Origin of the sequence: Shinella zoogloeoides, from assembly GCF_033705735.1 — a bacterium.
Classification (GTDB): domain Bacteria; phylum Pseudomonadota; class Alphaproteobacteria; order Rhizobiales; family Rhizobiaceae; genus Shinella; species Shinella zoogloeoides_A.
In genome coordinates this window covers 1,710,735-1,734,741 of the sequence record NZ_CP131131.1, presented here as the reverse complement: position 1 = coordinate 1,734,741, position 24,007 = coordinate 1,710,735, and the positions used below count along the sequence as shown (strand labels likewise).

The following is a 24,007-nucleotide window of genomic DNA, read 5'->3' as shown; positions in this document are numbered from 1 at the left end:
TGCGGGATGATCGGTAAGGGGATTTAATCCCGCCTGCCCGTCTGTCAAAGGCAAATTTGGTCGCAACCCGCCGAATATCGCCAATTCGGCGGCAGGAAGGGATGGGAGGCGGGCAGGGCGGGCCTGCCCGACCGGGTCAGTACTGCGAGGGCGGCAGGCGCACGACGAGGCCGTCCAGCGCCGCGGACATCTTGACCTGACAGCTCAGGCGGCTCTGCGGCGTCGGGTTGGAGACGCATTCCAGCATTGCCTCCTCGAAGTCGTCGGGCGGCGAAAGCCGGTCCAGCCAATCCTCGTCGATGTAGCAATGACAGGTGCCGCAGGCGCAGGCTCCGCCGCATTCGGCGGCGATGGCATCGACGCCGTTGCTGACGGCGGCCGACATGACGCTCTGGCCATCCTCGACGCTCGCCTCGATGGTGCTGCCGTCATTGCCGATGAAACTGATCTTGAGCATGGGATTTCCGTGATGTGCGAGGAAGGGTCAGGCCGGCTTGAAGGCGATCTTCAGCGCCCTGGGGCCGCGGACCGAAAGGCCGGTCTTGTATTGCGGCTCGGCTTCGGCGAGCGAGATCGTCTCCATGCGCTTGAGCAGGGTGGTGAAGATCACCTCCATGTCGAGCCGCGCCAGATGGTTGCCGAGACAGAAATGCGCGCCGCCGCCGAAGGCAAGGTGCCGGTTGGGATTGCGGGCGATGTTGAACGTATCGGCATCCGCGCCGAAGGCGTCCGGATCGCGGTTCGCCGCGCCGTAGAGCAGGCCGAATTTCGTGCCGCGGGCAAACGACCGGCCGCCGATCTGACAGTCCGCCGTCGCATAGCGATGGAAGAAGGGCAGCGGCGATTCGAAGCGGAACATTTCCTGAATCGCGGTCTGGATGACGCCCGGCTCCTGGCGAAGGCGCTGCATCTGGTCGGGATAGCGCAGCAATGCGTGCATGCCCGAGCCCAGCACATCGATGGTCGAGCCGTGGCCGGCCATGAGGATCAGCATGCAGGTGGAGACCAGCTCGTCCTCGTTGAGGTGCCCGGCATCCTGCGCCGCCATCAGGCGGGTGATCATGTCGTCCTCAGGGACGGCCCTGCGGGCGGCCATCAGCTTCAGGAGATAGTGGTAGAACTCGGTGGTCGCCTTTTCGGCGGCGGCCTTGCGCGCGTCGGAACGGTCGATGTCGAAGAAACGCACGACGTTTTCCGACCAGACGCGCAGCTGCGGACAGTCCTCGTCCGGCACGCCGAGCACGCGGCCGATGATATGGCCGGGCACATGCGCGGCGAGGTCCTCGACGAAATCGATCTCGCCGCGGTCGATCAGGCCGTCGACGAGCCGGTCGACGAAGTCCTGGATCATGCCGCGCTGGCGGGCGATGAAGGCGGGCGTGAACTCGCGGAAGACCTGCTTGCGCAGGCGGTCGTGCACCGCGCCGTCACTGTCGAGCATGGAGAACTGCACAAAGCGGGAATGGTGCGGCATGTCATGCCAGTTCTGCGCCCGCTGCTGTTCCTCGATCTCTTCCGGCGACATGAAGAATTCCGCCGAGCGCACCATGGCATTGTCGCGGGCGATGGCCGCGACGTCGTCGAAGCGGGTGACCAGCCAGATGTCGAAATCGGCGAAGTAGACCGGCTCGCCGCGGGCGCGCAGCGCCGCATAGGCCGGGTAGGGATTCTGGGCGAAGGCGGTGGAAAGCGGCTGAAAATCCATGTCAGCCTGGAGCGGCGCGGTCATGTCCATCAAGTCTCCGAAAACATCGCCTGCCGGCGGAAGCACGCCAAACTAGAGGATTCCGCCGGCGAGGGAATGCATCGCAGGCGCAGGATGATGGATAAAACTCGCATGGACGGTCGCGGCGTGATAGGCCGCTTTCTGAGCGACATGCGAAGGCGACAGAGATGCCCGACAAGGACCCCGACAACAGGGACAACGCCATCTTCTTCCAGACGCCGGGGCGGCATGCGGCCGCCTATCCCTATCGGATTCTCGTCGGCGGCCACACCTATTTCACGCCGGCCGACCCGCCGGTCGCCCGCCGCTTCCATCACCAGACCCTGATCTGCACGCTTTCCGGTCTCGGGGAGATCCGGGTCGGCGGCGCGGTGAGCACGGCAGCGCCCGGCAGCGTCGCCTGGCTGGATACGGCTCTCGCCTACCGCCACGGCTGCCACCCGCAGGCGCGGCACTGGCACTATGTCTGGCTCGGCTGCGAGGGTGCGGCCCTGGAGCGTGTCTTCCATCTGCTGCAGGTCGGCCGGGCGCCGCTTTTCGAGCCGGGTGGGACCGCCGGTGCCCGCCCGCTCTTCGAGGCGGCGGTCGAGGCGCTACGCACCCGGCCTGCGGCGGCGGAAGCGGTGTCGAACGCGTTCGTGGCGCAGATCGTCGCGCTGCTGGCGGCGCAACGCGGGGAGGAGGGGGAGGACGACGGCGACCGTATCGGCCTTGCCATCCAGGCCATGCGGGCGGACCTTGCCCGCGGCTGGAGCGTCGAGGCGCTCGCTTCCATCACGGACCTCAGCCCGTCGCAGCTTCACCGCCGCTTCCGCCGCCTGACCGGCACGACGCCGATGGACTGGCTGCGGCACGAGCGGATGAACCACGCCAAGGGGCTGCTGACCCGCACGGCGGAGAAGGTCGCCGCCGTCGCGCTCGCCTGCGGCTATGCCGATCCATACCATTTCAGCCGTGACTTCTCCCGCACCGTCGGCATTGCTCCCAGCGCCTTTCGCGAAGGCCACGGCCTGCCGGTGCCCGCAAAGCCGGCGGCGGGAAATGCAATAGGGCGGCGATAGCGGTAGCCGGATGGCCCGGTTGCCTGCGCGGCAGCGCCCGTCAGGCGAAGACGTGCGCCTTGCCGGCGACGTCGAGGCGCACGAGGTTTCCGGGCGAGGGCAGGGCGACGCTGGAGGTTTTCAGCACGATGGGCGGCAGGGCGGTGTCGGCGAGCGCCACCGATATGGTGCAGACCGCGCCGCCGAATTGCACGTCCACCACGCGTCCGCCGTTCTGCGGCGTCGCGCCGTCGACCGCCACGCGGATCTGCTCCGGCCGCAGCATGATTTCCGCCTTGCCGGCATGATCGCCGTCGACCGCCACGCGTCCGAGCGCGCAATCGGCAAATCCGTTCTTGATGATGGCCGGCAACAGCACGGCGTCGCCGAGGAAGAGCGCCGTCTCGCGGTCGCGCGGCTGGTGATAGATCGCCTGCGGGGGGCCGGCCTGAACCAGCCGCCCTTCGCGCAGCACCGCCACCTGGTCGGCGAAGGACAGCGCCTCGGTCTGGTCGTGGGTGACGAGGATGGCGGTGATGCCGGCGGCCTGCAGCACGCGCGCCACGGCCTTGCGCATGTTCTCGCGCAGGCTGGTGTCGAGGGCGGAGAAGGGCTCGTCCAGCAGCATCAGCTTCGGCCGGCGGCCGAGCGCACGGGCGAGCGCCACGCGCTGCTGCTGCCCGCCGGAAAGCTGGTGCGGACGGCGGGTCGCCATCGCGGCTTCAAGTTCCACCATCTCCAGCAGGCTTTCGATCCGTTTCTCCCGGTCGGGCGCGCCGCGCTCGAAGCCGAAGGCGATGTTGTCGGCGACGCTGAGATGGGGGAACAGCGCGCCGTCCTGCGAGACGATGCCGATGCCGCGCTTGTGCGCCGGCACGCCCGCTGGCCCGTCGGCCAGCAGCGCGCCGTCGAAGCGCACCCGGCCCGTATCGGGAAGCTCGAAGCCGGCGATGATGCGCAGCAGCGTCGTCTTGCCCGAGCCGGAGGGGCCGACCACCGCCGTACGGCTGCCGGTGGCCACCGAAAGGTTCACCCCGTCCAGCGCCCGCACCGGCCCGTAGCGCCGGCTGATGTTTTCCAGATCGAGCAGCGTCATTGGCCGGCCGTCCTTTTCGACTGGGCATGGAGGAGAAGGGTGAGCGGCAGGGAAAGCACGACCATCATCACGGCATAGGGCGCGGCCGCGACATAATCGATCTCACTCGTCAGCGACCAGAAGCGGGTGGCGAGCGTCTCGACGCCGATGGGCGAAAGCATGAGCGTCGCCGTCAGCTCGTTGACGATGCCGAGCGCGACGAGCGCGATGCCGGCCGCAGCTCCCGGCGCGGCAAGCCGCAGCGTGATCTGCCGCACCGCCTGTCCCGGCGTGCGCCCGAGCGCCATGGCCGCGCGTTCCAGCTCCACCGGCGCTTGCGCGATGCTGGCCCTGAGGCCCACCATGGCACGCGGCAGGAAGAGCAGGATATAGCCGGCGAGCAGCATGGCGAAGGTCTGGTAGAGCGGCAGCAGGTAGCGCACGGTGAGGGAGGCGAGCGCCAGCGCCACGACGACGCCGGGCAGCGAGCCGACATAGTAGTGGCAGGCCTCCAGCACCCGTTGCAGCCGGCCGGGCGCGCGCACCGAAAGCCAGGCCATGGGAAAGGCGGCGACGGTGGCGAGGACACCGCCGGCAAGCGCCAGCACGATGGTCTGGAGCACGGCCTGCGCCACGCCGCCGGTCCAGATGCCGAGCCCGCCGACCCAGAGCCAGCGGCAGAGCGTTGCGAGCGGCACGCCGAGCGTGAGCACGGCAAGGCCCAGCGGCAGGAGCATGACGGGCAGCCGCAGCCGGCCGAGGCGGCGCCGATCGTTCGGCCGCGCCGTGCCGGAGCCGACGCGCGCATAGCGCTCGTTGCCGCGCAGCAGCACTTCGAGGCCGAGCAGCAGCAGGCAGCACGTCACCAGAACGCCGCCGATCATGTTGGCGGCGGGGCTGTTATAGGAGGACTGGAACTGGTCGACGATGGCCGTGGCGAGCGTATCGAAGCGGATCATGGCGAAGAGGCCGTATTCCGACAGCAGATGCAGCGCGATCAGCAGCGAACCACCGCAGATGGGGATGCGAAGCTGCGGCAGCACCACGCGAAAGAAGACGGCGGTCGGGGCGAGCCCCAAAGAGGCCGCGGCATCTTCCACGGCCGGGTCGAGCCGCCGCAGCGCGGCGGCGACCGGCAGGTAGAGAAAGGGGAAATAGGCAATGACGGCGACGAAGACGCCGCTTGCCAGCCCCCGCATGCCCGGCACGAGGCTGACCCAGGCGTAGCTGTGCACGAAGGCCGGCACCGCGAGCGGCGTCACGGCGAGCCAGGCCCACAGGCGCGGGAAGGGAATATCGGTGCGCTCCGTAAGCCAGGCCATGCCGACGGCAACCGCGATCGATAGCGGAATGGTGAGAAGCTCCAGATAGACCGTGCTGAGCACCAGCTCGCCGACGCGCGGTCGGAAGACCAGCGTCTTCACCGTTTCCCAGCCGACATCGTAGGTGACGAGCGCAATGAAGCCGAGCGGCACGAGGCTGACCAGCGCGACCAGCATGGCGAGCACCACGACAGGAGCATAGGGAATGCGGGCCGTCCGCCGCCTTGTGGGCACCGGCCAGGCGCTATCGAGGGTTTCTGCCATATTCTGCTGCAACAAGGCCGTGCCTTCATGCCATCACGAGGAGCCGGTCCCCATTGCGCGGCAATGGCGGCCTGCCCCTGCCCTAAGGATTTCTTGAGTAAAACGCAATGGTTTCTGGTGCCGCAGGCCGCATTCGGCTATTGGAAGGGCGCAATTGCCGGCGCCGGAGTTGCAGACCCGCATCCGCCGCCCGCGCAGCCACGATCCACGAAGGAGACTGTCATGAACCAATCGATCCGGGTAACATTCGCGGCGCTATCGCTTGCAACGGCGATGCTGGCGTCGGGCGCCCGCGCGCAGGAAGCCGATGAACTCGTCGTCTACAATGCCCAGCACGAAGCGCTCGGCAATGCCTGGATCGAGGCGTTCACCAAGGAGACCGGCATCAAGGTCGTCGTGCGCAAGGGCAGCGACATGCAGCTCGCCAACCTGATCCTGGAAGAGGGCGACCTGTCGCCGGCCGACATTTTCCTGACGGAGAATTCCCCGGCGATGGTGCTGCTCGACGAATCCGGCCGCTTCGCGCCGGTCGACAAGGAAACGCTCGACCAAGTGCCGGCGGAATACCGCCCGGCGGACGGCATGTGGACGGGTATCGCCGCCCGCTCGACGGTCTTCGCCTATGACAAGACCAAGCTGGCCGAGGACAAGCTGCCGAAATCCATGATGGACCTTGCCGATCCCGCCTGGAAGGGCCGCTGGGGCGCTTCTCCGGCCGGCGCGGACTTCCAGGCGATCGTCGGCGCGCTCCTGCAGTTGAAGGGCGAGGAGGCGACGGCCGGCTGGCTCAAGGCCATGAAGGAAAACGCCACGCCCTACAAGGGCAACAGCGTCGCCATGAAGGCCGTCAATGCCGGCGAGATCGAGGGCGCGGTCATCTATCACTATTACTGGTTCGGCGATCAGGCGAAGACCGGCGAGAACAGCAACAATGTCGCGCTGCATTACTTCAAGAACCAGGATCCGGGCGCCTTCGTCAGCATTTCGGGCGGCGGCGTGCTGAAGTCCGGCAAGCACCAGAAGGAAGCACAGGCCTTCCTCAAGTGGATCACCGGCAAGGGCGGTCAGGCCATCCTGCGTGACGGCACGTCCTATGAATATGCGATCGCCGGCGAGTCCAATCCCAAGCTGGTGCCGCTGAAGGACCTCGACGCCCCCAAGGTCGAGGCCTCGACGCTCGACAACAAGAAGGTCGTCGAACTGATGACCGCCGCCGGCCTGTTTTGAGCGGCCGTGCTGCGCGCTCCAAGGCGGGCGCGCAGCACAACCTGCGGCTTGCCCTGCCAAGGCGGGGAGGCTGCATTGGCGGTTGATTGAAAGTTTGCTGAAAAACAATCGCCGATTTAATTACTTTTTTAGGAACTACCCGGAAAAAGAGTGGTACGTGCCACTCTACTACGAGCAGTTCCATGAAAAATATCCCGATCATTGGCAAATTCATCGTCATCATGGCGATTTTCGGCGCCTTTTCGCTCGCCGTCGCCATTTATGGCAGTCTCCAGGTCAAACATATCGACGATGCGAATACCGCTCTGCTCGACAATGAATCCAAGGCGGCGCTGATGATGGCGCGCGCCAACCGCGCGTTGCAGGCTGCACGCGGCTCCATTGGCGACCTGATGATCGCCCGCAATCCTGAACGCAACGCCGCCGCCCTCGCCGAATTGCAGGGCGACAAGGCCAAATTCGAGGAATTCATGGGCAAGGCGATGGCCGCCATGCCCGGAAATGCCGCGCTGGGCCGCCTCAGGGACGAAGGCACACGCCTCCTCGACGATATCTGCGGCCCCGCCATCGCGCTTGCCGGCGCAGCGACCGTCAGCGCGGATATAGTCAAGTCGCAGGACGTCTTCACGGCGGATTGCCAGCCGCAATTCGGGGCCCTGGCGGATCGCTTCACGGAGGAAACCAACCTCGTCGTCGACGAGGCGGACCGCAAGAGCCTCGACCTCGAAATCATGACCGCCTCGACGGTGAAGACCATGCTCGCCTCGGTCTTCATCGGCCTCTTCGCCGTCATCGGCCTCGGCTATGTCGCGATCCGCGGCTGGCTGGTGCTGCCGATCCGCAAGTTGGAAGCCACGATGACGGTTCTGGCCGGCGGCGATCTCACGGTTGCCATCGAAGGCAGCGACCGCGGGGATGAGGTCGGCGCCATGGCCAAGGCCGTCCAGGTCTTTAAGGACGAAGGGCTGCGGGCGCGCCAGCTTTCCCGCGATGCGGATGCCGCCCGCGAGGCGCGCGAGGCCGACCGCCTGCGCACCGCCGAGATCGACCGCCAGCGTGCCGAGGCCATGGCGGCGGCGACCGAGGGTCTTGCCTCCGGCCTGACACGTCTTTCGTCCGGCGACCTGACGGTGGCGCTCGCCAATCCCTTCGCCGAGGAATTCGAAGGTCTTCGCCGCGATTTCAACGCGGCCGTCACGCAGCTTCGCGAGACGCTCGGCGCCGTTGCCGCCGCAACCGCCGCCATCGATTCCGGCTCGCGCGAACTTTCCGGCAGCGCCGACGACCTTTCCAAGCGCACCGAGCAGCAGGCCGCCTCGCTGGAGGAGACCGCCGCCGCGCTCGACCAGATCACCGTCAACGTCTCCAGCTCCTCCAGCCGCACGGAGGAAGCCCGCGCCATGGCGGTGGCCGCGAACGAATCCGCCCGCCAGTCGGCAGGGGTGATGACCAAGGCGGTCGACGCCATGCAGCGGATCGAGGAATCCTCCTCGCAGATTTCCAACATCATCGGCGTCATCGACGATATCGCCTTCCAGACCAATCTTCTCGCCCTCAACGCGGGCGTCGAGGCGGCGCGGGCCGGGGAAGCCGGCAAGGGCTTTGCCGTCGTCGCGCAGGAAGTGCGCGAGCTGGCGCAACGCTCGGCCAAGGCGGCGAAGGAGATCAAGGACCTCATCCGTCATTCGGAGGAAGAGGTGCAGAGCGGCGTGCGGCTCGTCAGCGCCACGGGCGAGGCGCTTGCCGGCATCGAGGAGCGTGTCGCCGCCATCAACAGCCAGCTTGACGCCATCGCCACCTCCGCCAGGGAGCAGTCGGTCGGCCTCTCGCAGGTCAATGTGGCGGTCAACCAGATGGACCAGGTCACGCAGCAGAACGCGGCCATGGTGGAGGAAGCCAATGCCGCGAGCAGCTCGCTGGCGACGGAAGCCGACCGCCTTCGCCACCTGATCGCCCGCTTCCAGCTCGGCGACACACGGGACGCCGCGCCATTGGCGGCCCGTCCCGCGCCGGTGGCCGCTTCCGCGCGCCCCGCGCCCTCGCCGGCCCGGCGCATGGTGAACAAGCTGATGTCCACCTTCGGCGGACAGGCGACGGCCAACAGGCAGGACGACTGGGAAGAGTTCTGAGGCCGGCTGGGAATAGAACGCGCTGAATGCTGAATTACCGAGGCATCGCCCCCTTCAAGGGGGCGATGCCATTTCGTCTGCGCGGGTTTAACGCCAGCCGAGGGCCGGGGCGACGTGCTTCAGGATGGCCTCGATGACATGTGCGTTGTATTCGACGCCGAGCTGGTTCGGCACGGTGAGGAGCAGCGTATCGGCCTCGCTGATCGCCTCGTCGGCGGCAAGCTGCTCGATCAGCCGGTCCGGCTCGTCGGCATAGGAACGGCCGAAGATCGCCCGCGTCTTGTCGTCGATGAAGCCGACGGAATCCTGCTCCTTGCCGCCGCGGCCGAAATAGGCCCGGTCCCGGTCGTCTACGAGGGCGAAGATGCTGCGGCTGACCGAAACGCGCGGGCTGCGCGCATGGCCGGCTTCTTTCCAGGCCTCGCGATAGGCGCGAATCTGCGCGGCCTGCTGGACATGGAAGGGCTCGCCCGTCTCGTCGTCCTTCAGCGTGGAGCTTTGCAGGTTCATGCCGAGCTTGGCGGCCCAGGCGGCGGTGGCGTTGGAGCCGGCGCCCCACCAGATGCGCTCGCGCAGCCCCTCGGAATGCGGTTCGAGGCGCAGCAGCCCCGGCGGGTTGGGGAACATCGGCCGCGGGTTCGGCTGGGCGAAGCCTTCGCCCTTCAGCACGTCGAGGAAGACTTCCGCATGGCGGCGGCCCATGTCGGCGTCGCTCATGCCCTCCTGCGGCTCGTAGCCGAAGTAGCGCCAGCCGTCGATGACCTGTTCAGGCGAGCCGCGGCTGATGCCGAGCTGCAGGCGACCCTGCGAGATGAGATCAGCCGCGCCGGCGTCCTCGGCCATGTAGAGCGGGTTCTCATAGCGCATGTCGATGACGGCCGTGCCGATCTCGATCTTCTTCGTGCGCGCGCCGACGGCTGCGAGCAGCGGGAAGGGCGAGGCGAGCTGGCGCGCGAAATGGTGCACCCGGAAATAAGCGCCGTCCGCGCCGAGCTCCTCGGCCGCCACGGCAAGGTCGATCGACTGCAGCAGCGTATCGCCGGCCGAGCGGGTTTCGGACTGGGGGGAAGGAGCCCAGTGGCCGAAGGAAAGGAAACCGATTTTCTTCATGGATAATCTGCCTCGACGCGAAGCGTCCGTTGGGAGGAAACGTTGTCCCGCAAGATGGGTGATCGTGCCACGGTTGAAAAGAGCGATGCAGAGAACGGTGCATTCACGGTTTGCGACCGCAATGGCAACACGGTAACCGCATGGGAGCGATTGAAGGGAAGCCGTTTTCCCAGCCCCTTCTCCCCGACGGGAGATGGGAAGGCGGAGATGTCGAATTCCATATGCGTTAGCCAGTCTCCCGAGGGAAAGGCCGCATGCCCGTGGATTTCGCCGAACGCCTACGATGCGTGGCGTTCGTAGAGCCGTGCGATGTCCTCGCGCCGGAACGGGACCGCGTCGCGGTCGGGCTCCGTCTGGTAGCTGCGGGCATATTGGTGGCCGGAATAGACGGCGGCGGCGATGAGGCCGGGGGCGAGACAGTCGCCGAGGCGGGTGACGCTGCGGATGCCGGCATCGGCCCATTCGGCCTCGCGGGCCTTCAATTCCAGCCAGAGCGTTTCGTCCGGCAGGCGGGCGGTGACGGGCACGAGCGTCGCGCAGTCGATGGTCTCGATCCGGTCGCTGTAGATGCAGGCAAGGTCCAGCCGGTCCTTTGAGCGGCCGGCGAGCGCCTTTGCCGTGACGATGCGAACGCCCACTTCGATGAGGCGCTTCTGTACCCGGCCCTGCTCCAGCGTGTGCTGGCTCCAGGGGGAGACCTGGGATTCGGGCGTGACGAACGTCACCGCGCGGCCGGCCCTGGCGAGCAGTTCCGCCAGCACGCTGGCCATGTAGAAACAGTCGTCGTCGAAGACCACCACGGGGCCATCGGCGGATACGGCCTCAGCGCCCGCCGAGAGGATGGCGTCGGGCGAGACGACGGCCCCTTCCGCAAGGAAGGCGAGCGGCCGGCGATGGGTGCGGCCCGCGCCGTCGGTGCGCCAGCGCGCGCCGGTCGCGATGGCGACATGGGGGATGCCGTATTGCAGCACGTCGTCGGCGGAAAGCGGGCTGTGCAGATAGAGTTCCGCATTGGGGCGGACGCTGAGCTGGCCGACGCGCCAGTCGCGCACGCGGCCCCAGGTGGCAAGGCCCGGCAGGCGGCATTCGCGCGCCACCCGGCCGCCCCATTCGCCGCCGCCTTCGGCCAGCAGCACATCGACGCCGCGCTGGGCGAGCGCCCGCGCCGCCTCCAGCCCCGCCGGCCCGCCGCCGATGACGAGGGCGGGCTCGGGCGTTGCCGCCGCGGGTATGATCTCCGGGTGCCAGCCCTTGCGCCATTCCTCGCCGATGGTCGGGTTCTGCGTGCAGCGCATCGGCACGTTGGTATTGTCGCCGGAGGTGCAGATATTGCAGCCGATGCATTCGCGGATGTCGTCGATACGCCCCTCCTCGATCTTTTTCGGCAGGTAGGGATCGGCGATGGAGGGGCGGGCCGCGCCGATGAAATCGAGAATGCCTTGGCGGATCGCCCGTACCATGCTGTCCGGCGAGGTATAGCGCCCGACGCCGACCACCGGCTTGGTGGTAACGGACTTGACGAAGCGGATATAGGGTTCCTGGAATCCCTCCTCGGAGAAGCGGGCCGTCTGGCTGTCGTTCGACCATCCGGAGAGGTTGACGTCCCAGAGGTCGGGAAGCTCGGCAAGCGCGGTGACGATATCCCTGCCCTCGCCTTCGCAGGTGATGCCGGAGGGGCCGAGCAGCTCGTCGACGGCAAGGCGGATGGCGAGCGCGCAACTGTCGCCGACGGCCTCGCGCGTGTCGTCGATGATTTCGCGAAAGAGCCGTAGCCGGTTCTCGAAGGAGCCGCCATATTCGTCCGTGCGGTCGTTGTGGCGGCGCGACAGGAAGTGCTGCAGCACGCTCATGTCGTGGCCGGCATAGAGATAGACGATGTCGAAGCCGGCCTTTTTCGCGCGCAGGGCCGCGTTGCGGTACCAGCGGCGCATGTCGGCGATGTCCGTCTTGTCCATGGCGCGCGCCTGAACGGGATCGAGACAGTCGCTGATGACATGGGACGGGGCGAGCGGGATCATCCGGCTGAAGCGGTTGGCGACATGCAGGCCGTTGTGCACGAGCTGGATAGCGGCAAGGCTGCCATGGGCGTGGATGCTGTCGGTGACGGCGGCAAGCGCGGGCAGGTCGCCCTCGTCCCACAGCCGCGCCTCGTTGGCCGGCGTCAGGTCGGAGGTCGGGTGGATCTCCGCCTCCTGCGTGGAGACGACCCCCCAGCCACCTTCCGCCTTCATGCCGCGCAACTCGGCTTCCGCATTGGGATAGCGGTAGCCCATGCCGGAACAGTGCGGCACCTGGTAGAAACGGTTGCGCGCCGTGACCGGGCCGATCCTGACGGGTTCGAAGAGAATATCGAAGCGGGGGTCTCGCGACATGTCATGCCATCCTGAAGCGATTTGCTCCGCGCGCCACGCGGATGAGGCCACCATATCGGGAATGCCGGGACAGGCAAGAGAATTGTTATACGGATGTATAATACAGGCGCGCGGTCAGGTGGCTCGTTGCAGGAGTGCCGTCCCTCTGGGTTAAGCGATTGGGATTTTACGCTTTTCCGGCTCAGTCCAGCACATGGTTCCGCGGCTGGACGGGCTCGGGCAGCTCCGTTTCGCCGAGCAGGGAAAGCATGTCGCGCTCCACCGTGCGCAGCATTGCGCCGAGCGGCAGGGCGTTCGGCTCGAGGCCGAACGGGTCCTCGAGTTGGTGGCCGAGCGCTTCGAGGCCGAAGAAGGTATAGGCGACGAGCAGCACGGGCAGCAGCGTCCACCAGTCCAGCGAACCGGCCAGCGCGAAGGGCAGGGTGATGCAGAAGATCAGCGCCGTGCGGTGCAGCAGCAGGGAATAGGCGAAGGGCACCGGCGTCATCGCGATCCGCTCGCAGCCGCCCTGCACCCGGGCGAGCGCCGAAAGCTGGGTTTCCAGCACCGAATAGTGGATCGCGTCGATGCGGTGCGTCTGCATCAGCGTGATGCAGTGCCGGCCGATGCGGTCGAGCACCTCGTTCGTCGGGTTGGGGCTGTTTTCGCTCGGGGCCGTGTCGGACCAGCGGGCGATCGCGGCGGCTTCGTCCTCGCTGCGCAGCCGCGCGGCAAGGCCGGCGGCGAAGGCGCAGACATGGGTGAGCAGGAAACGCCGGTCGTCCTCATTGAGAAGCGCGGTCTGCCGGGCGAAGGAACGGGCGGCGATGATCAGGTCGCCCCAGAGCATGCGACCCTCCCACCAGCGGGCATAGCAGGCGTTGTTGCGGAAGCTCATGAAGACGGAGAGCGCGATGCCCGTCAGCGTGAAGGGAATGGCGCTGATCTTGACGAAGATGCCTGGATGGTGCTGGGCAGCGAAGACGGCAACGATGCTCAGCACCGCGACGGCAACGAGATGCCAGGCGATCCGCGGCAGGATCGAGCCGTTGATGGTGAAGAGAATGTCTTTGAAGCTCGGCTTCGAGCGCAGGATCATGGGCTTCTCTGCTGCGGCGGGCGATGCGGGCCGATCCGGCTCGCCGGCCTTTTCTTTCACCTTGCCTGGCGGGTGGCAAGCCTTCGGGCAATGGTAGCGGCCGGGGGTAGTGAGAAAAAGGCCAGGAGGCGGGCGCGATGCGTTGCCGAGCGCGCATTGCGGCCCAATATAGAGAGCAAGTTCAATCCATTCCGGAGCCCGTCGTGAGAAATCCCTATGAGGTTCTCGGCGTGCCGTCGACGGCGACGGCGGCCGAGATACAGAGCGCCTATCGCAAGCTCGCCAAGAAGCTGCACCCGGACCTCAACCCGGGCGACAAGGCGGCCGAGGAGAAGTTCAAGGAGGTCGCCGCCGCCTATGACCTGCTGGGCGACGCCGACAAGCGCAAGCGCTTCGACGCCGGCGAGATCGACGCGTCCGGCGCCGAGCGCCCGCCGCGCCAGGACTATTACCGCAACTATGCCGGCGGGCAGGCGGAGCACCCCTACGCGGATGCCTCCGGCTTTGCCGACTTCATGGATGGCGACGACATCTTCGCCGATCTCCTGCGCCGCGGCCAGAAGGCGCGGGCGAACCGTCGCGGCGAGGATCGGCATTACCATCTGGAGATCGGTTTTGCCGATTCCATCGCCGGTGCCACGAGACGCATCACCCTGCCGGACGGTGGCACGCTGGACGTGAAGATCCCGCCGGGCCTCGTCAGCGGCCAGACGATCCGCCTCAAGGGCAAGGGCGCGCCGGGTCTCGGCACGGGCGGGCCGGGCGATGCCTTGATCGAGGTGGAGGTGCTGGCCGATCCGCGCTTTTCCCGCGAGGGCGACGACATTACCATCGAGCTGCCCGTTTCCCTGAGCGAGGCGGTCCTCGGTGGGCGTGTCCATGTTCCCACGGCGACCGGCGCGGTGACGATGACGGTGCCGAAGGGCTCCAACACCGGCACGACGCTGCGGCTGAAGGGCAAGGGCGCGCCGAAGCGCGGCGGCGGCTTCGGCGACCAGTTCGTCAAGCTGAAGGTGGTGCTGCCGAGCCCGCCCGATGCCGAGCTCGAGGCTTTCGTGGCCGGCTGGGCGAAGGGGCAGGCGTTCAATCCGCGTGAGGAGGCCTGATCATGGCGATGAGCAAGGACGAGTTCCTCAAGACCTCCGGCCTGAAGGTGACGGTGCTGGAACTGTGGATCGAGCAGGAATGGCTTCTGCCGGAAAGGACGCCGTCGGGCCTGAGCTTTTCGGAAATCGATGTCGCCCGGGCGCGGCTGATCGGTGAACTGCAATCCGGCATCGGGGCGAACGAGGCCGGCATCGACGTCATCCTTCATCTGATGGACCAGCTGCACGGCATGCGCCGGGCGCTTGCCGAACTGCGGCGGGAAATGCAGCGGCCGAAGGATTAAAGGGCAAGCCCTGCCGCGTCGAATGCGCTATAGCTGCAAGAAAATTGCATCGAGCGGGGCTTTCCATGGATATCGACCGGGCGCGCACCTTTCTTGAGATCGTCCATACGGGCAGTTTCCTCAAGGCCTCGGAACGGCTGTACATCACCCAGACCACGGTGAGCGCGCGTATCCGCACACTGGAGGAGGCGCTCGGGCGCAAACTCTTCGTCCGCACCCGCAACGGTGCCGCGCTGACGCCGGCGGGGCGGGAATTCGAACGCTTCGCGCAGTCCTTCGTGCAGGTGTGGGAGCGGGCGCGCCAGCAGCTCACCGTTCCGCCCGGCCGCACTTCGGTCGTCGCGGTCGGCGGCGAGGTCAGCCTGTGGAACCCGTTGCTGCTCGACTGGCTGGTCTGGATGAAGGGGAACTGTCCCGAGATCGCCATTCACGCGGCGGTCGGTATTCCCGACCAGCTGTTGGAACAGCTGCGTACCGGCGTGCTCGACATCGCTGTGCTCTATGCGCCCAAGCTGATGCCGGGCTTCAAGGTGGAGCTGATCGAGGAAGAGGAGCTTGTCCTCGTGCGCAAGGCCGGCGAGGAGCGCGAGCCGGACTATGTGCATGTCGACTGGGGATCGCAGTTCGCCGGGCAGGGTGGCTATGGGCTTGCCGGCTTTGCCGAGCCGGCGTTGCAGGTGGGCTTCGGGCCGCTCGCCCTTCATTACATCCTGCGCGCCGGCGGCATGGGCTATTTCCGCAAGGGAACGGTGGCGCGCCATCTTGCGTCCGGCGAGCTCGAACGCGTCGAGGGCGCGCCCGAATTCACCTATCCCGCCTATGCCGTCTATCCGGAAGCGGCGACGGGGCGGCGGGACGTGGAGGATGCGCTGCGCGGCCTCAAGCAGATCGCGCATCAGGGGGATGGGCCGCGGCTCTAGCGCCGCAATGCCGCCTCCACCGCCCGCGCGTTGGCAAGGAGCGCGGCGTCCCTGCCGCCGGCGGCGGCGAGCATAAGACCGACGGGGGCTTCCCCCTCGGCATGGGCCGGCAGCGAGATGGCGCAGCCGTCCAGCATGTTGATCAGCGCCGGGTTGCGCAGCAGGGTCAGGTTGGTCTTCACGAAGAGATCGTTGTCGGCTTCCAGCGTGCCGATGGCCGGGGCGACCATCGGCACGGTCGGCATGGCGAGGACGTCATAGGCCGAGATCGCGCGGTTCGTCGCCTCGATATAGGCGCGGCGCAGGTGCAGCATATCGATATAGTCCGCAGCCGTTTGCTCCCGGGCGCGCAGGATGCGGGCGCGCACGCGCTGGTCGTAGGCCTCGCCGTGTTCCTCGAGGAGGTCGCGGTGCCAGGCGAGCGCCTCCGGGGCCGGGAAGCCGCCCCTGGCGTTGATCTGGCCGACCATCTCGAATTCCTTCAGCGCGATCTCGCTCACCACCGCACCGGCTTCGGCAAGGCGCTTGAGGGCCGCCTCGAAGGTTCTCGCCACATGCGGCTCGATGCCGTCGAAGACGACGGATTGCGGCACGGCGATGCGCAGGCCCGCGACGCCGCACTGGCTTTCCTGATCAAGCGAGGTGCCGCTCAGGATCTCGTGGAGGCTGGCGCAGCAATCGACGCTGTTTGCCAGCGGGCCGATGGAATCGAGCGTGAAGGAGAGCGGAAGCGCACCGGCAAGCGGCACTGTGCTGGCCGTCGGCTTGTAGCCGACAATGCCGCAGAGCGCGGCGGGGATGCGGCAGGAGCCGCCGGTATCCGAGCCGATGGCGGCCGCCGCCATGCCGTCCGCCACGCTGACGGCGGCACCGGAGGAGGAGCCGCCTGGAATGCGGCCGGTTGCCCGGTCGTAGGGATTGGCGGGCGTGCCGTAATGCGGGTTGATGCCGACGCCGGAAAAGGCGAATTCGGTCATGTTGTTGCGGCCGACGACGATGAAGCCGGCGGCCTTGAGGCGGGCGATGGCGGGCGCATCGCTCGTCGCAGGCGCGGCATCGGCCAGCACCGTGGAACCTGCCGGAGTCGGCTCGCCGGCAAGGTCGAACAGATCCTTCACGGCGATGGGAATGCCGGCGAAGCGCGAGGGGGCGAGGCCGGCCCTGCGCAGTTCGTCGGCGGCCTTCGCCGCGACGCGGGCCTTTTCGGCATGGACCTTCACGAAGGCGCGTGCGCCTTCTCCCGCCGGTTCGGCGATGCGCGCCAGCGACTCCTCGATGAGCTGCGCGGCCGTGACCTTGCCCGCCGCAAGGTCCCTCGCAAGGTCGTTCAGTGTTGCGCGCATTGCTTTTCTCCCGCCATGGCCGAATCAGACCGGATCAAAATAGTGGATTTCACGCGGCGCGCAGCCCTTCTTGACGCGAAAGAGTCATCCATGCGCCGCCTCTTGCAATCGGTCTTGAAGGCGGCAAAGTATCCGGGCGAAACCCGGAGGGAGTTCTCCATGCACAAGCCGATTTTCACTGCCGTTCTCGTGGCCGCGGGAGCGTTGTTCGCCTCTGCCGCGGAGGCAAAGGTTCCTTTCTTCAACGCCGCGTGTCCGGGCCGGGTGAGCGTGCATGCCGATGAAGGCGGGCCGGTCTTCATCAACGGCCGGGAGGCCCGGCTGAAGCGCTTCAACAACAATTACTACGAGGCCCGCCTCGGCCGGCTGACCATTTCCGTCTCCGTCAATCGCGACGGCAGCCCCGATGTCTCCTATACGGGACCGGGCGGGGCGAACGGCGTGTGCCGCGTCAAGGGCGACCGCGCCGCGCAGATGCAGGACGAGGACGGTGGCGGCTATGGGGAAAGCCGGCCACGCCGCCGCTCCGATGGCGTCGCGCTCGGTATGATGCCGGCCTATTGCCGCGGCGAAGTCTCCGCGCAGTTCCGCGTCCGGCCATCGCGCATCACGACGAACCGGCCCTTCATGAGCGGCCGGGGCTATGTCGTGCAGGGCAATTATCCTGACGGCAAGGGCACGGCTTTCTTCAATTGCTGGTTCGACAAGGGCGGCAATTTCGTCTCGATCAACTGAGATCTGCCATTCGCGGTGCCGGAGGCCGGAGGCTTCCGGCAATCCGCTGCCTGACGCCATGCTTTGCCGGCGCCATTCCCCATGACCAACGGCATAACTTCAGGTTTGGCGGGTGTGCAATTTTTTCTGCCTGCTCAGCATGTGTCAGAGTGTTAACATCCGTTGAAATAACAAGGGAACACGGCCGAAACGGATCATCCGGCGGCCATTTGCACGAAAGAGCGGTTCGGAGGCGACCAGCCCGTCAGGCTGGCGCGCGGAGGCCGCTTTATGGGGGGACATGATGGTCTGCTTGAAGCCATCCTTTATCTTCGAAGCGAAGGTCGGCCGCGTCGCGGACGGAGCGGGGCATAACCTGAAATGATGCCAGCCTCCGACAACGTGCTCATTCGCCTCACATCCCTCAGCAAGCATTACGGCAGCCATACGGTTCTCGACGGCATCGATCTGGAGGTGCGTTCCGGTGAAGTGCTCGCCATCATCGGGCCGAGCGGCTCGGGCAAGAGCACGCTCCTGCGCTGCATCAACTATCTCGAGCCGCCGGACGGCGGCACGATCTCCATCGGCTCCATGACGATCGACGCCGCGCGGCCGGTGGGGCGGCCGGAACTGTCGGGCCTTCGCCGCCGCGTCGGCATGGTGTTCCAGTCCTTCAACCTCTTCCCGCACATGTCGGTGCTGCGCAATGTCAGCCTCGCGCAGGAGCGAACGCTCGGCCGCAGCCGGGCGGAAGCCGGTGAGCGCTCCATGCAGCTGCTCAAGCGCGTCGGCCTTGCCGACAAGGCGGGGCAGTTTCCCGTGCGGTGTTCCGGCGGCCAGCAGCAGCGCATCGCGATTGCCCGTGCGCTCGCCCTCGATCCGGAGATCATGCTGTTCGACGAACCGACCTCGGCGCTCGACCCGGAGCTTGGGCTGGAAGTCCTCGCCGTCATGCGGGAGCTTGCCGAAAGCGGCATGACGATGATCGTCGTCACCCACGAGATGGGCTTTGCCGAGAACGTCTCCGACACGGTCATGATCATGGCCGACGGCAACATCATCGAGAAGGGGCCGTCCAAGGACGTCATGCGCAATCCGCGGGAGGAGCGCACGAAGCGCTTCCTGCGCGCGGTGCACGACCGATGAACGCGGCGGACTTCGTGCCGCTGCTGCGGGGCCTCGTCTGGACCGTCGCGCTCACCGGTGGGGCGTTCCTCATCGGCGCCGTGCTCGGCGTTCCCCTGCTCGCCGCGCGGCAGAGCCGGCTCTGGCCGGTCCGCTTCCTCGCCATGACCGTCATCCAGATCGTGCGCGCCATCCCGCCGATCCTCTGGCTCTTCATCATCTTCTTCGGTCTCGGCATGAGCGTCATGCCGATCAATCCCTTCAATGCCGCGCTGATGGGCCTCGGCCTGATCGCGGCCGCGAACATGGCGGAAATCTACCGCGGCGCCGTCGCCTCCATCCATCACGGCCAGTGGGAGGCCTCCGCCGCGCTCGATCTCGGCCGCTGGTCGACCTTCCGCGACATCGTCGCGCCGCAGGCCTTCCGCGTCGCGCTGCCCTCCGCGGCAAGCTACCTCATCGGCCTCATGAAGGAGACCGCGGTTGCCTCCACCATCGGCGTGGCCGAGCTTGCCTATCAGGGCAACCAGCTGTCGCAGCTCACCTTCCGGGGGCTGGAGGTCTTCGCGCTGGTCGGCCTGTTCTACGTGCTGCTGAGCCTGCCCATCGCCTGGCTCTCGCGCGTTGCCGATGGTTATCTCCGGGCAAAGGTGGCACGCTGATGTTTCCGACCCAAGACGAAATTGCCGCCTGGCTGCCGGACCTTCTGGGCGGCCTTTCCATCAGCCTCCAGGTGACGGCGCTCAGCCTCGCTATCGGCATTCCCTTCGGCCTCGTTCTGGCGCTCGGGGTGCTGGCAAAGAGCCGCTTCCTGAAGGGGCTCAGCCTCTTCCTGGTCGAGGTCGGTCGCGGCGCGCCGGCGCTGGTGCTGCTGCAGTTCATTTATTTCGGCCTGCCGACGACCGGGCTGACGCTCGGCTCCTTCTCGGCCGCGGTGATCGCACTTGCCTGGAACACCGGCGCCTATACCAGCGAGATCATCCGCGCCAGCCTGCAATCGGTCGCCCACGGCCAGCGGGAGGCGGCCGAAGCGCTCGGCCTCAATCGGTTCGACGAGCTGCGCTACGTGCTGCTGCCGCAGGGCCTACGGGTCGCGCTGCCGGCGCTGCTCGGCTTCTCGATCCTGATCTTCCAGGGCACGTCGCTCTGCTTCACCATCGCACTGCCGGAACTGGTGAGCCGGGCCTACGAGATCGGCTCGACCACCTTCCGCTACTTCCCGGCGCTTCTCGCCGCGGGCGTGCTCTATGCCGCCATTTCCATTCCCGCCGCACTTCTCGTCAATCACGTCGAAAGGCGCGCCGGCCTCTACGCGCAACGTTGAAACCAAGCTGAAAGGACACCTGCATGCCGAAAATCACGACCACCACGCAGTTCCTCCTTGCCGGCATCGCCGGCCTGGCCCTTTCGGCCGGGATCGCCTCTGCCGAGGATTGCACGCCGAAGCACCAGTTCTCCACCATCGAGGCCGGCACGCTGACGGTCGCCGTCACCACCTTCGTTCCCCATTCCTTCGTCGACGACAGCGGCAACATGAAGGGCATCGACGGCGATATCGCCGCCGAATTCGCCAAGCGCGAATGCCTGAAGGTCAAGGCCATCGCGGTCGACCCGGCCGCGGCCATCCAGTATGTGCTCTCCGGTCAGGCCGACATCACCACCGGCGACTGGTACCGCACGGCCGAGCGCGCCAAGGTCATGAGCCTTTCCGCCCCGCTCTATACCGACCAGATGGGCATCTATTCGAAGGAAGGCTTCAAGAACGTCTCCGACCTCGAAGGCAAACAGGTCGGCACGGTGCAGGGCTATCTCTGGGTCGCCGACCTCAAGGCCATGCTGGGCGGCTCGCTGAAGCTCTACCCGAACTCGGTCAACATGCAGCAGGACCTGTCCTCCGGCCGCATCGATGTGGCGGTGGACGGCTATTCGACCGGCGTCGTCGCTGCGCAGAAGGGCGCGCTGGGTGACGTCAAGGTCAATGTCGCCGCGCCGGACGACCGCGTGAAGGCGACCAAGGAAGCCGCGCAGGCGGCCTTCCCCTATGCGCTGAGCGCCAAGGAATTCGGTGTCGCCCTCGACGCCGCGATCACCGACATGCATGCGGACGGCACGATCGTGACCATCCTCAAGTCCTACGGCCTTGACGGCACCGCCGCCGAGACCGGCGCGCCGCGCCTCGTTGAGTAGGCCATAAAGCGGGGGAGCGCGGCTCCCCCGTCCTCCCTGACATGATTATCTGGAGACACCAACGATGACTGTCTACACGGTCACGCGGCGGACGCAGTCGTGGTACGGCGAGCAGATCGGTATCCTCATCCTCGACGCGGCCTATCCTTGCGTGCCGGGAAATGTCGGCAATGCGACCACCTATGATTATCCGGTGCGGTTCCAGGAGGTGCGCGGCGCCTCGATCGACCGGCTGCTGAACCAGCGCGACCCGGCCCTCAAGGAGGTCTTCGTGGAGGCGGCGGTCGAATTGCAGAACCGCGGCGTCAAGGCGATCACCGGGGCTTGTGGCTTCATGGCCTATTTCCAGGAAGAGGTGGCGTCGGCCGTCGACATTCCCGTCTTCCTCTCCAGCCTCATGCAGATCCCCTTCATGCATGTGCTCTGCGGCGGGCGCGTCGGCGTCATCACCGCCAATGCCTCCAGGCTGACCCGCCGACACTTTTCCGCCTGCAATGTCGGGGATCACGTGCCGCTCGCCATTGCCGGCATGGAGGAGCAGACGGAGTTCCGTGAGGCGATCCTCGAAGAGCGCGGCACGCTGGATTCGGCGGCCATCGAGCGCGAGGTGACTGATGTCGCCCGGCGGCTCGTCGAGGAGAATCCCGATGTGCGGTCGATCCTGCTCGAATGCAGCGACCTGCCGCCCTATGCCCATGCGGTTCAGGCGGCGACCGGCCGGCCGGTCTTCGACTTCATCACCATGATCAATTATGTGCAGCAGAGCACGGTGCGCCGCCCCTATATGGGCAGCATGTAGCTCCACGTAAGACGATAGGACCGACAATGTCGCTCGACCATTATTATCTCCTCGGCCGCTCCGGATTGCGGGTCAGCCGCCTCGCGCTCGGCACCATGACCTTCGGCAATGCCGGTATCCGCGGCATCGGCGGCTCCTGGGGCAGCGACGAGGCGAGCGCCCGCGCCATCTTCCGGCGCTATGTCGAGGCCGGCGGCAATTTCATCGATACGGCCGATTCCTATGCGGGCGGCATGAGCGAGAGCCTTGTCGGCAGCTTCGTCGCCGAGGCGGGCCTGCGCGACCATGTCGTCATCGCCACCAAGTTTTCCAACAACTTGGCGCCCGGCAACCCGAATGCCGGCGGCAACGGGCGCAAGAACATCATGCGCGCGGTCGATGCCTCGCTGAAGCGGCTGAAGACGGACTATATCGACCTCTATCTGCTGCACACCTGGGACCGCATGACCCCGGTGGAGGAGGTGATGCGCACGCTCGACGATCTCGTGCGGGCGGGCAAGATACGCCACGCGGGTCTCTCCGACGTGCCCGGCTGGTATGCGGCGCGGGCCCAGACCTGGGCCGAGGCCCATGCGCTCTCCCAGCCCATAAGCCTGCAGCTTCCCTATTCGCTGGTGGAACGCAGCATCGAACATGAATTCGTGCCGCTGGCCGAAACGCTCGGCCTCGGCATCACTGCCTGGAGTCCGCTCGCCATGGGCCTGCTTTCGGGGAAATACCGCTCCGGCGCGAAGGAGGGGCGGCTCGCGCTCGATTCTTCCGGCAGCGGCCTCGGCCTCTTCACCGAGCGCAATGTGCGCATCGTCGCGGCTCTGGAGGCGGTGGCCGCCGAAGCGGGGCGCAGCATGGCGCAGGTGGCGCTCAACTGGGTGGTGAACCGTCCGGGTGTCGCCGCCGCCATCGTCGGCGCAAGCAGGCTCGAGCAGCTTGACGACAATCTCGCCGCGCTCGATTTCGACCTGACCGCCAGCCAGCGCGCCGCGCTCGATGCGGCCAGCGCCATCGAGGCACCCTATCCCTACAGCCTCTTTGCCGACGACTATCAGGCCGGCATCCTCAACACCGGCAGCGCGGTCGGCGAGAAGCCACGGAGCTATCGCTCCGACACGTTTCTGCCGAAGGTGACGGACTATGTGTTCGGCCAGCCGAAGGATCGCAAGGCCTGAAGTTCAGACCGGCACGTCCGCGTCGGCATCCTGCTCGATCAGCCAGTCGCGGAAGAGTTCCGTTCCCCGTTTCGGCGGGCGCTGGGCGGGCATGACGATGTGGATCGCGTGTCCTGAGCGGTAGGATTCCCGCAGCGGGAATACCAGCCGCCCGGCCTCTATGTGATCGCGCACCAGATGCTTCCAGCCGAGCGCGATGCCCTGGCCGAGCACCGCCGCCTCGATGGAACCGAGCGCGTCGGTGAAAACGAAATCCTGCTTCAGCCGCGCCACGGGAACCGCATGCCGTTCCAGCCATTCGCGCCAGGCGAGGCGGGTGCGATGCCGCTCCTCGAAATTCAACAGCGTATGCTGGAGGAGGTCGGCGGGCTCGCGGATCGGCGCGTGCTCCTTCAGGTAATCCGGGCTGCACACCGGCAGAACCTCTTCCGTCACGAAGCGCCAGGAATGGATGCCCGGCCACTTGCCGTTGCCGAGGCGGGCGGAAAGGTCGATATCCTCTTCCACTAGGTCCTGGTCGTCGCGGCTGCTTTCCTCGATGCGCAGCGATATGTCCGGGTGCTTGGCCTTGAAGTCCTTCAGCCGGGGCAGCAGCCATAGCTGCACGAAGGAGGCGGAGAAGGATACGCGCACCACATCGTTGGAATGCTTCTGCTGCAGCGACGAAATGACCATGTGCAGATGGTCGAAGGCCTCCTGCGTTTCCTTGTAGAGCCGCTGGCCTTCCGCCGTCAGTTCCAGCCGCGTGTGGTCGCGGCGGAAGAGCTTCAGCCCGGTCGCCTCCTCCAGCAGGCGGATCGTCTTGCTGACGGCCGGCTGGCTGACATTCAGCTCCTGCGCGGCCGCGGTGAAGCTGCGCCTGCGGGCGGCGGCCTCGAAGCAGAAGAGGTAGTTGGCGGACGGGACGAGGGAGCGGAGTCTGTGCATAATCTGAGGTTATGCCCCCTGGCAATTTTTAGCAAGATTACAGTGCGAAGGGGCGTTTGTAGGTTGGTGAAAACCAATTCGAGGGAACCTCTC

General features: G+C 66.6%; 21 protein-coding genes and 1 pseudogene. 13 read left to right on the top strand and 9 right to left on the bottom strand.

The genetic code is table 11. From position 1 onward, the window contains the following. Positions 1 to 136 precede the first annotated feature (136 nt). Together ShzoTeo12_RS25720 and ShzoTeo12_RS25715 are read right to left on the bottom strand one after the other, a co-directional pair. Entirely contained in the window at positions 137 to 457 is a 321-nt protein-coding gene (locus ShzoTeo12_RS25720) for a 2Fe-2S iron-sulfur cluster-binding protein (protein WP_119255279.1), read from the bottom strand. 27 nt (positions 458 to 484) lie between these two features. Further along, the gene (locus tag ShzoTeo12_RS25715) at positions 485 to 1,735 is read right to left on the bottom strand and encodes a cytochrome P450 (protein ID WP_318913045.1); all 1,251 of its coding nucleotides are present in this window, start codon (positions 1,733 to 1,735) and stop codon (positions 485 to 487) included. 158 nt (positions 1,736 to 1,893) lie between these two features. Here ShzoTeo12_RS25715 and ShzoTeo12_RS25710 point away from each other — a divergent pair, with 158 nt between their 5' ends. After that, positions 1,894 to 2,787, top strand: coding sequence for a helix-turn-helix domain-containing protein (locus ShzoTeo12_RS25710; RefSeq protein WP_119255277.1), 894 nt, complete (start codon positions 1,894 to 1,896; stop codon positions 2,785 to 2,787). A gap of 40 nt (positions 2,788 to 2,827) precedes the next feature. Here the strand turns inward: ShzoTeo12_RS25710 and ShzoTeo12_RS25705 are convergent, their stop codons facing one another. Both ShzoTeo12_RS25705 and ShzoTeo12_RS25700 read right to left on the bottom strand, forming a co-directional pair. Further along, a complete protein-coding gene (locus ShzoTeo12_RS25705) occupies positions 2,828 to 3,862 on the bottom strand; it encodes an ABC transporter ATP-binding protein (RefSeq protein WP_318913044.1) in 1,035 nt (344 codons plus the stop codon). Continuing rightward, positions 3,859 to 5,427 carry an iron ABC transporter permease gene (locus ShzoTeo12_RS25700; RefSeq protein WP_318913043.1) on the bottom strand — a complete coding sequence of 523 codons (1,569 nt, stop codon included), beginning with the start codon at positions 5,425 to 5,427 and terminating at the stop codon, positions 3,859 to 3,861. The genes ShzoTeo12_RS25705 and ShzoTeo12_RS25700 overlap by 4 nt, the downstream gene beginning before the upstream one ends. Before the next feature lie 222 nt (positions 5,428 to 5,649). Here ShzoTeo12_RS25700 and ShzoTeo12_RS25695 point away from each other — a divergent pair, with 222 nt between their 5' ends. Together ShzoTeo12_RS25695 and ShzoTeo12_RS25690 are read left to right on the top strand one after the other, a co-directional pair. Beyond that, complete coding sequence (locus ShzoTeo12_RS25695; protein ID WP_318913042.1) at positions 5,650 to 6,654, top strand: iron ABC transporter substrate-binding protein; 1,005 nt, start codon at positions 5,650 to 5,652, stop codon at positions 6,652 to 6,654. Between the two features lie 182 nt (positions 6,655 to 6,836). Further along, entirely contained in the window at positions 6,837 to 8,783 is a 1,947-nt protein-coding gene (locus ShzoTeo12_RS25690) for a methyl-accepting chemotaxis protein (protein WP_318913041.1), read from the top strand. Between the two features lie 87 nt (positions 8,784 to 8,870). On the opposite strand, the gene ShzoTeo12_RS25685 is transcribed toward ShzoTeo12_RS25690, so the two are convergent. The 3 genes from ShzoTeo12_RS25685 to ShzoTeo12_RS25675 form a co-directional block, all read right to left on the bottom strand. Further along, the gene (locus ShzoTeo12_RS25685; RefSeq protein ID WP_318913040.1) at positions 8,871 to 9,893 is read right to left on the bottom strand and encodes an LLM class flavin-dependent oxidoreductase; all 1,023 of its coding nucleotides are present in this window, start codon (positions 9,891 to 9,893) and stop codon (positions 8,871 to 8,873) included. Between the two features lie 278 nt (positions 9,894 to 10,171). After that, on the bottom strand, positions 10,172 to 12,265 hold the full coding sequence (locus tag ShzoTeo12_RS25680) for an NAD(P)-binding protein (RefSeq protein WP_318913039.1): 2,094 nt from the start codon (positions 12,263 to 12,265) through the stop codon (positions 10,172 to 10,174). A 181-nt stretch (positions 12,266 to 12,446) separates the two neighbouring features. Beyond that, positions 12,447 to 13,343, bottom strand: a complete 897-nt coding sequence (locus tag ShzoTeo12_RS25675) for a bestrophin family protein (RefSeq protein ID WP_318913038.1) — start codon at positions 13,341 to 13,343, stop codon at positions 12,447 to 12,449. A gap of 203 nt (positions 13,344 to 13,546) precedes the next feature. On the opposite strand from ShzoTeo12_RS25675, the gene ShzoTeo12_RS25670 reads away from it, so the two are divergent. The 3 genes from ShzoTeo12_RS25670 (at position 13,547) to ShzoTeo12_RS25660 (ending at position 15,653) form a co-directional block, all read left to right on the top strand. Next, positions 13,547 to 14,449: a J domain-containing protein gene (locus ShzoTeo12_RS25670; RefSeq protein ID WP_318913037.1), complete on the top strand. Its 903-nt coding sequence runs from the start codon at positions 13,547 to 13,549 to the stop codon at positions 14,447 to 14,449. A gap of 2 nt (positions 14,450 to 14,451) precedes the next feature. Next, complete coding sequence (locus ShzoTeo12_RS25665; RefSeq protein ID WP_245424752.1) at positions 14,452 to 14,733, top strand: chaperone modulator CbpM; 282 nt, start codon at positions 14,452 to 14,454, stop codon at positions 14,731 to 14,733. Positions 14,734 to 14,798: 65 nt separating this feature from the next. Further along, entirely contained in the window at positions 14,799 to 15,653 is an 855-nt protein-coding gene (locus tag ShzoTeo12_RS25660) for a LysR family transcriptional regulator (protein WP_318913036.1), read from the top strand. On the opposite strand, the gene ShzoTeo12_RS25655 is transcribed toward ShzoTeo12_RS25660, so the two are convergent. After that, a complete protein-coding gene (locus tag ShzoTeo12_RS25655) occupies positions 15,650 to 16,996 on the bottom strand; it encodes an amidase (RefSeq protein ID WP_318913035.1) in 1,347 nt (448 codons plus the stop codon). The genes ShzoTeo12_RS25660 and ShzoTeo12_RS25655 overlap by 4 nt on opposite strands. 159 nt (positions 16,997 to 17,155) lie before the next feature. On the opposite strand from ShzoTeo12_RS25655, the pseudogene ShzoTeo12_RS25650 reads away from it, so the two are divergent. The 7 genes and pseudogenes from ShzoTeo12_RS25650 to ShzoTeo12_RS25620 form a co-directional block, all read left to right on the top strand. After that, positions 17,156 to 17,452 (top strand): annotated as a pseudogene (locus ShzoTeo12_RS25650) (hypothetical protein); the annotation flags it as partial. Positions 17,453 to 18,091: 639 nt separating this feature from the next. Beyond that, positions 18,092 to 18,856 carry an amino acid ABC transporter ATP-binding protein gene (locus tag ShzoTeo12_RS25645; protein WP_318913034.1) on the top strand — a complete coding sequence of 255 codons (765 nt, stop codon included), beginning with the start codon at positions 18,092 to 18,094 and terminating at the stop codon, positions 18,854 to 18,856. Beyond that, a complete protein-coding gene (locus ShzoTeo12_RS25640) occupies positions 18,853 to 19,497 on the top strand; it encodes an amino acid ABC transporter permease (protein WP_119255265.1) in 645 nt (214 codons plus the stop codon). Before ShzoTeo12_RS25645 ends, ShzoTeo12_RS25640 begins: the two co-directional genes overlap by 4 nt. Beyond that, complete coding sequence (locus ShzoTeo12_RS25635) at positions 19,497 to 20,159, top strand: amino acid ABC transporter permease (protein ID WP_119255264.1); 663 nt, start codon at positions 19,497 to 19,499, stop codon at positions 20,157 to 20,159. Before ShzoTeo12_RS25640 ends, ShzoTeo12_RS25635 begins: the two co-directional genes overlap by 1 nt. A 23-nt stretch (positions 20,160 to 20,182) precedes the next feature. Continuing rightward, on the top strand, positions 20,183 to 21,022 hold the full coding sequence (locus tag ShzoTeo12_RS25630) for a transporter substrate-binding domain-containing protein (RefSeq protein WP_318913033.1): 840 nt from the start codon (positions 20,183 to 20,185) through the stop codon (positions 21,020 to 21,022). Positions 21,023 to 21,086: 64 nt separating this feature from the next. Next, positions 21,087 to 21,821, top strand: coding sequence for an aspartate/glutamate racemase family protein (locus ShzoTeo12_RS25625; RefSeq protein ID WP_318913032.1), 735 nt, complete (start codon positions 21,087 to 21,089; stop codon positions 21,819 to 21,821). A 26-nt stretch (positions 21,822 to 21,847) separates the two neighbouring features. After that, a complete protein-coding gene (locus tag ShzoTeo12_RS25620) occupies positions 21,848 to 22,987 on the top strand; it encodes an aldo/keto reductase (RefSeq protein ID WP_318913031.1) in 1,140 nt (379 codons plus the stop codon). A 3-nt stretch (positions 22,988 to 22,990) separates the two neighbouring features. Here the strand turns inward: ShzoTeo12_RS25620 and ShzoTeo12_RS25615 are convergent, their stop codons facing one another. Then, positions 22,991 to 23,914, bottom strand: coding sequence for a LysR substrate-binding domain-containing protein (locus ShzoTeo12_RS25615; protein WP_318913030.1), 924 nt, complete (start codon positions 23,912 to 23,914; stop codon positions 22,991 to 22,993). Positions 23,915 to 24,007: the final 93 nt, after the last annotated feature.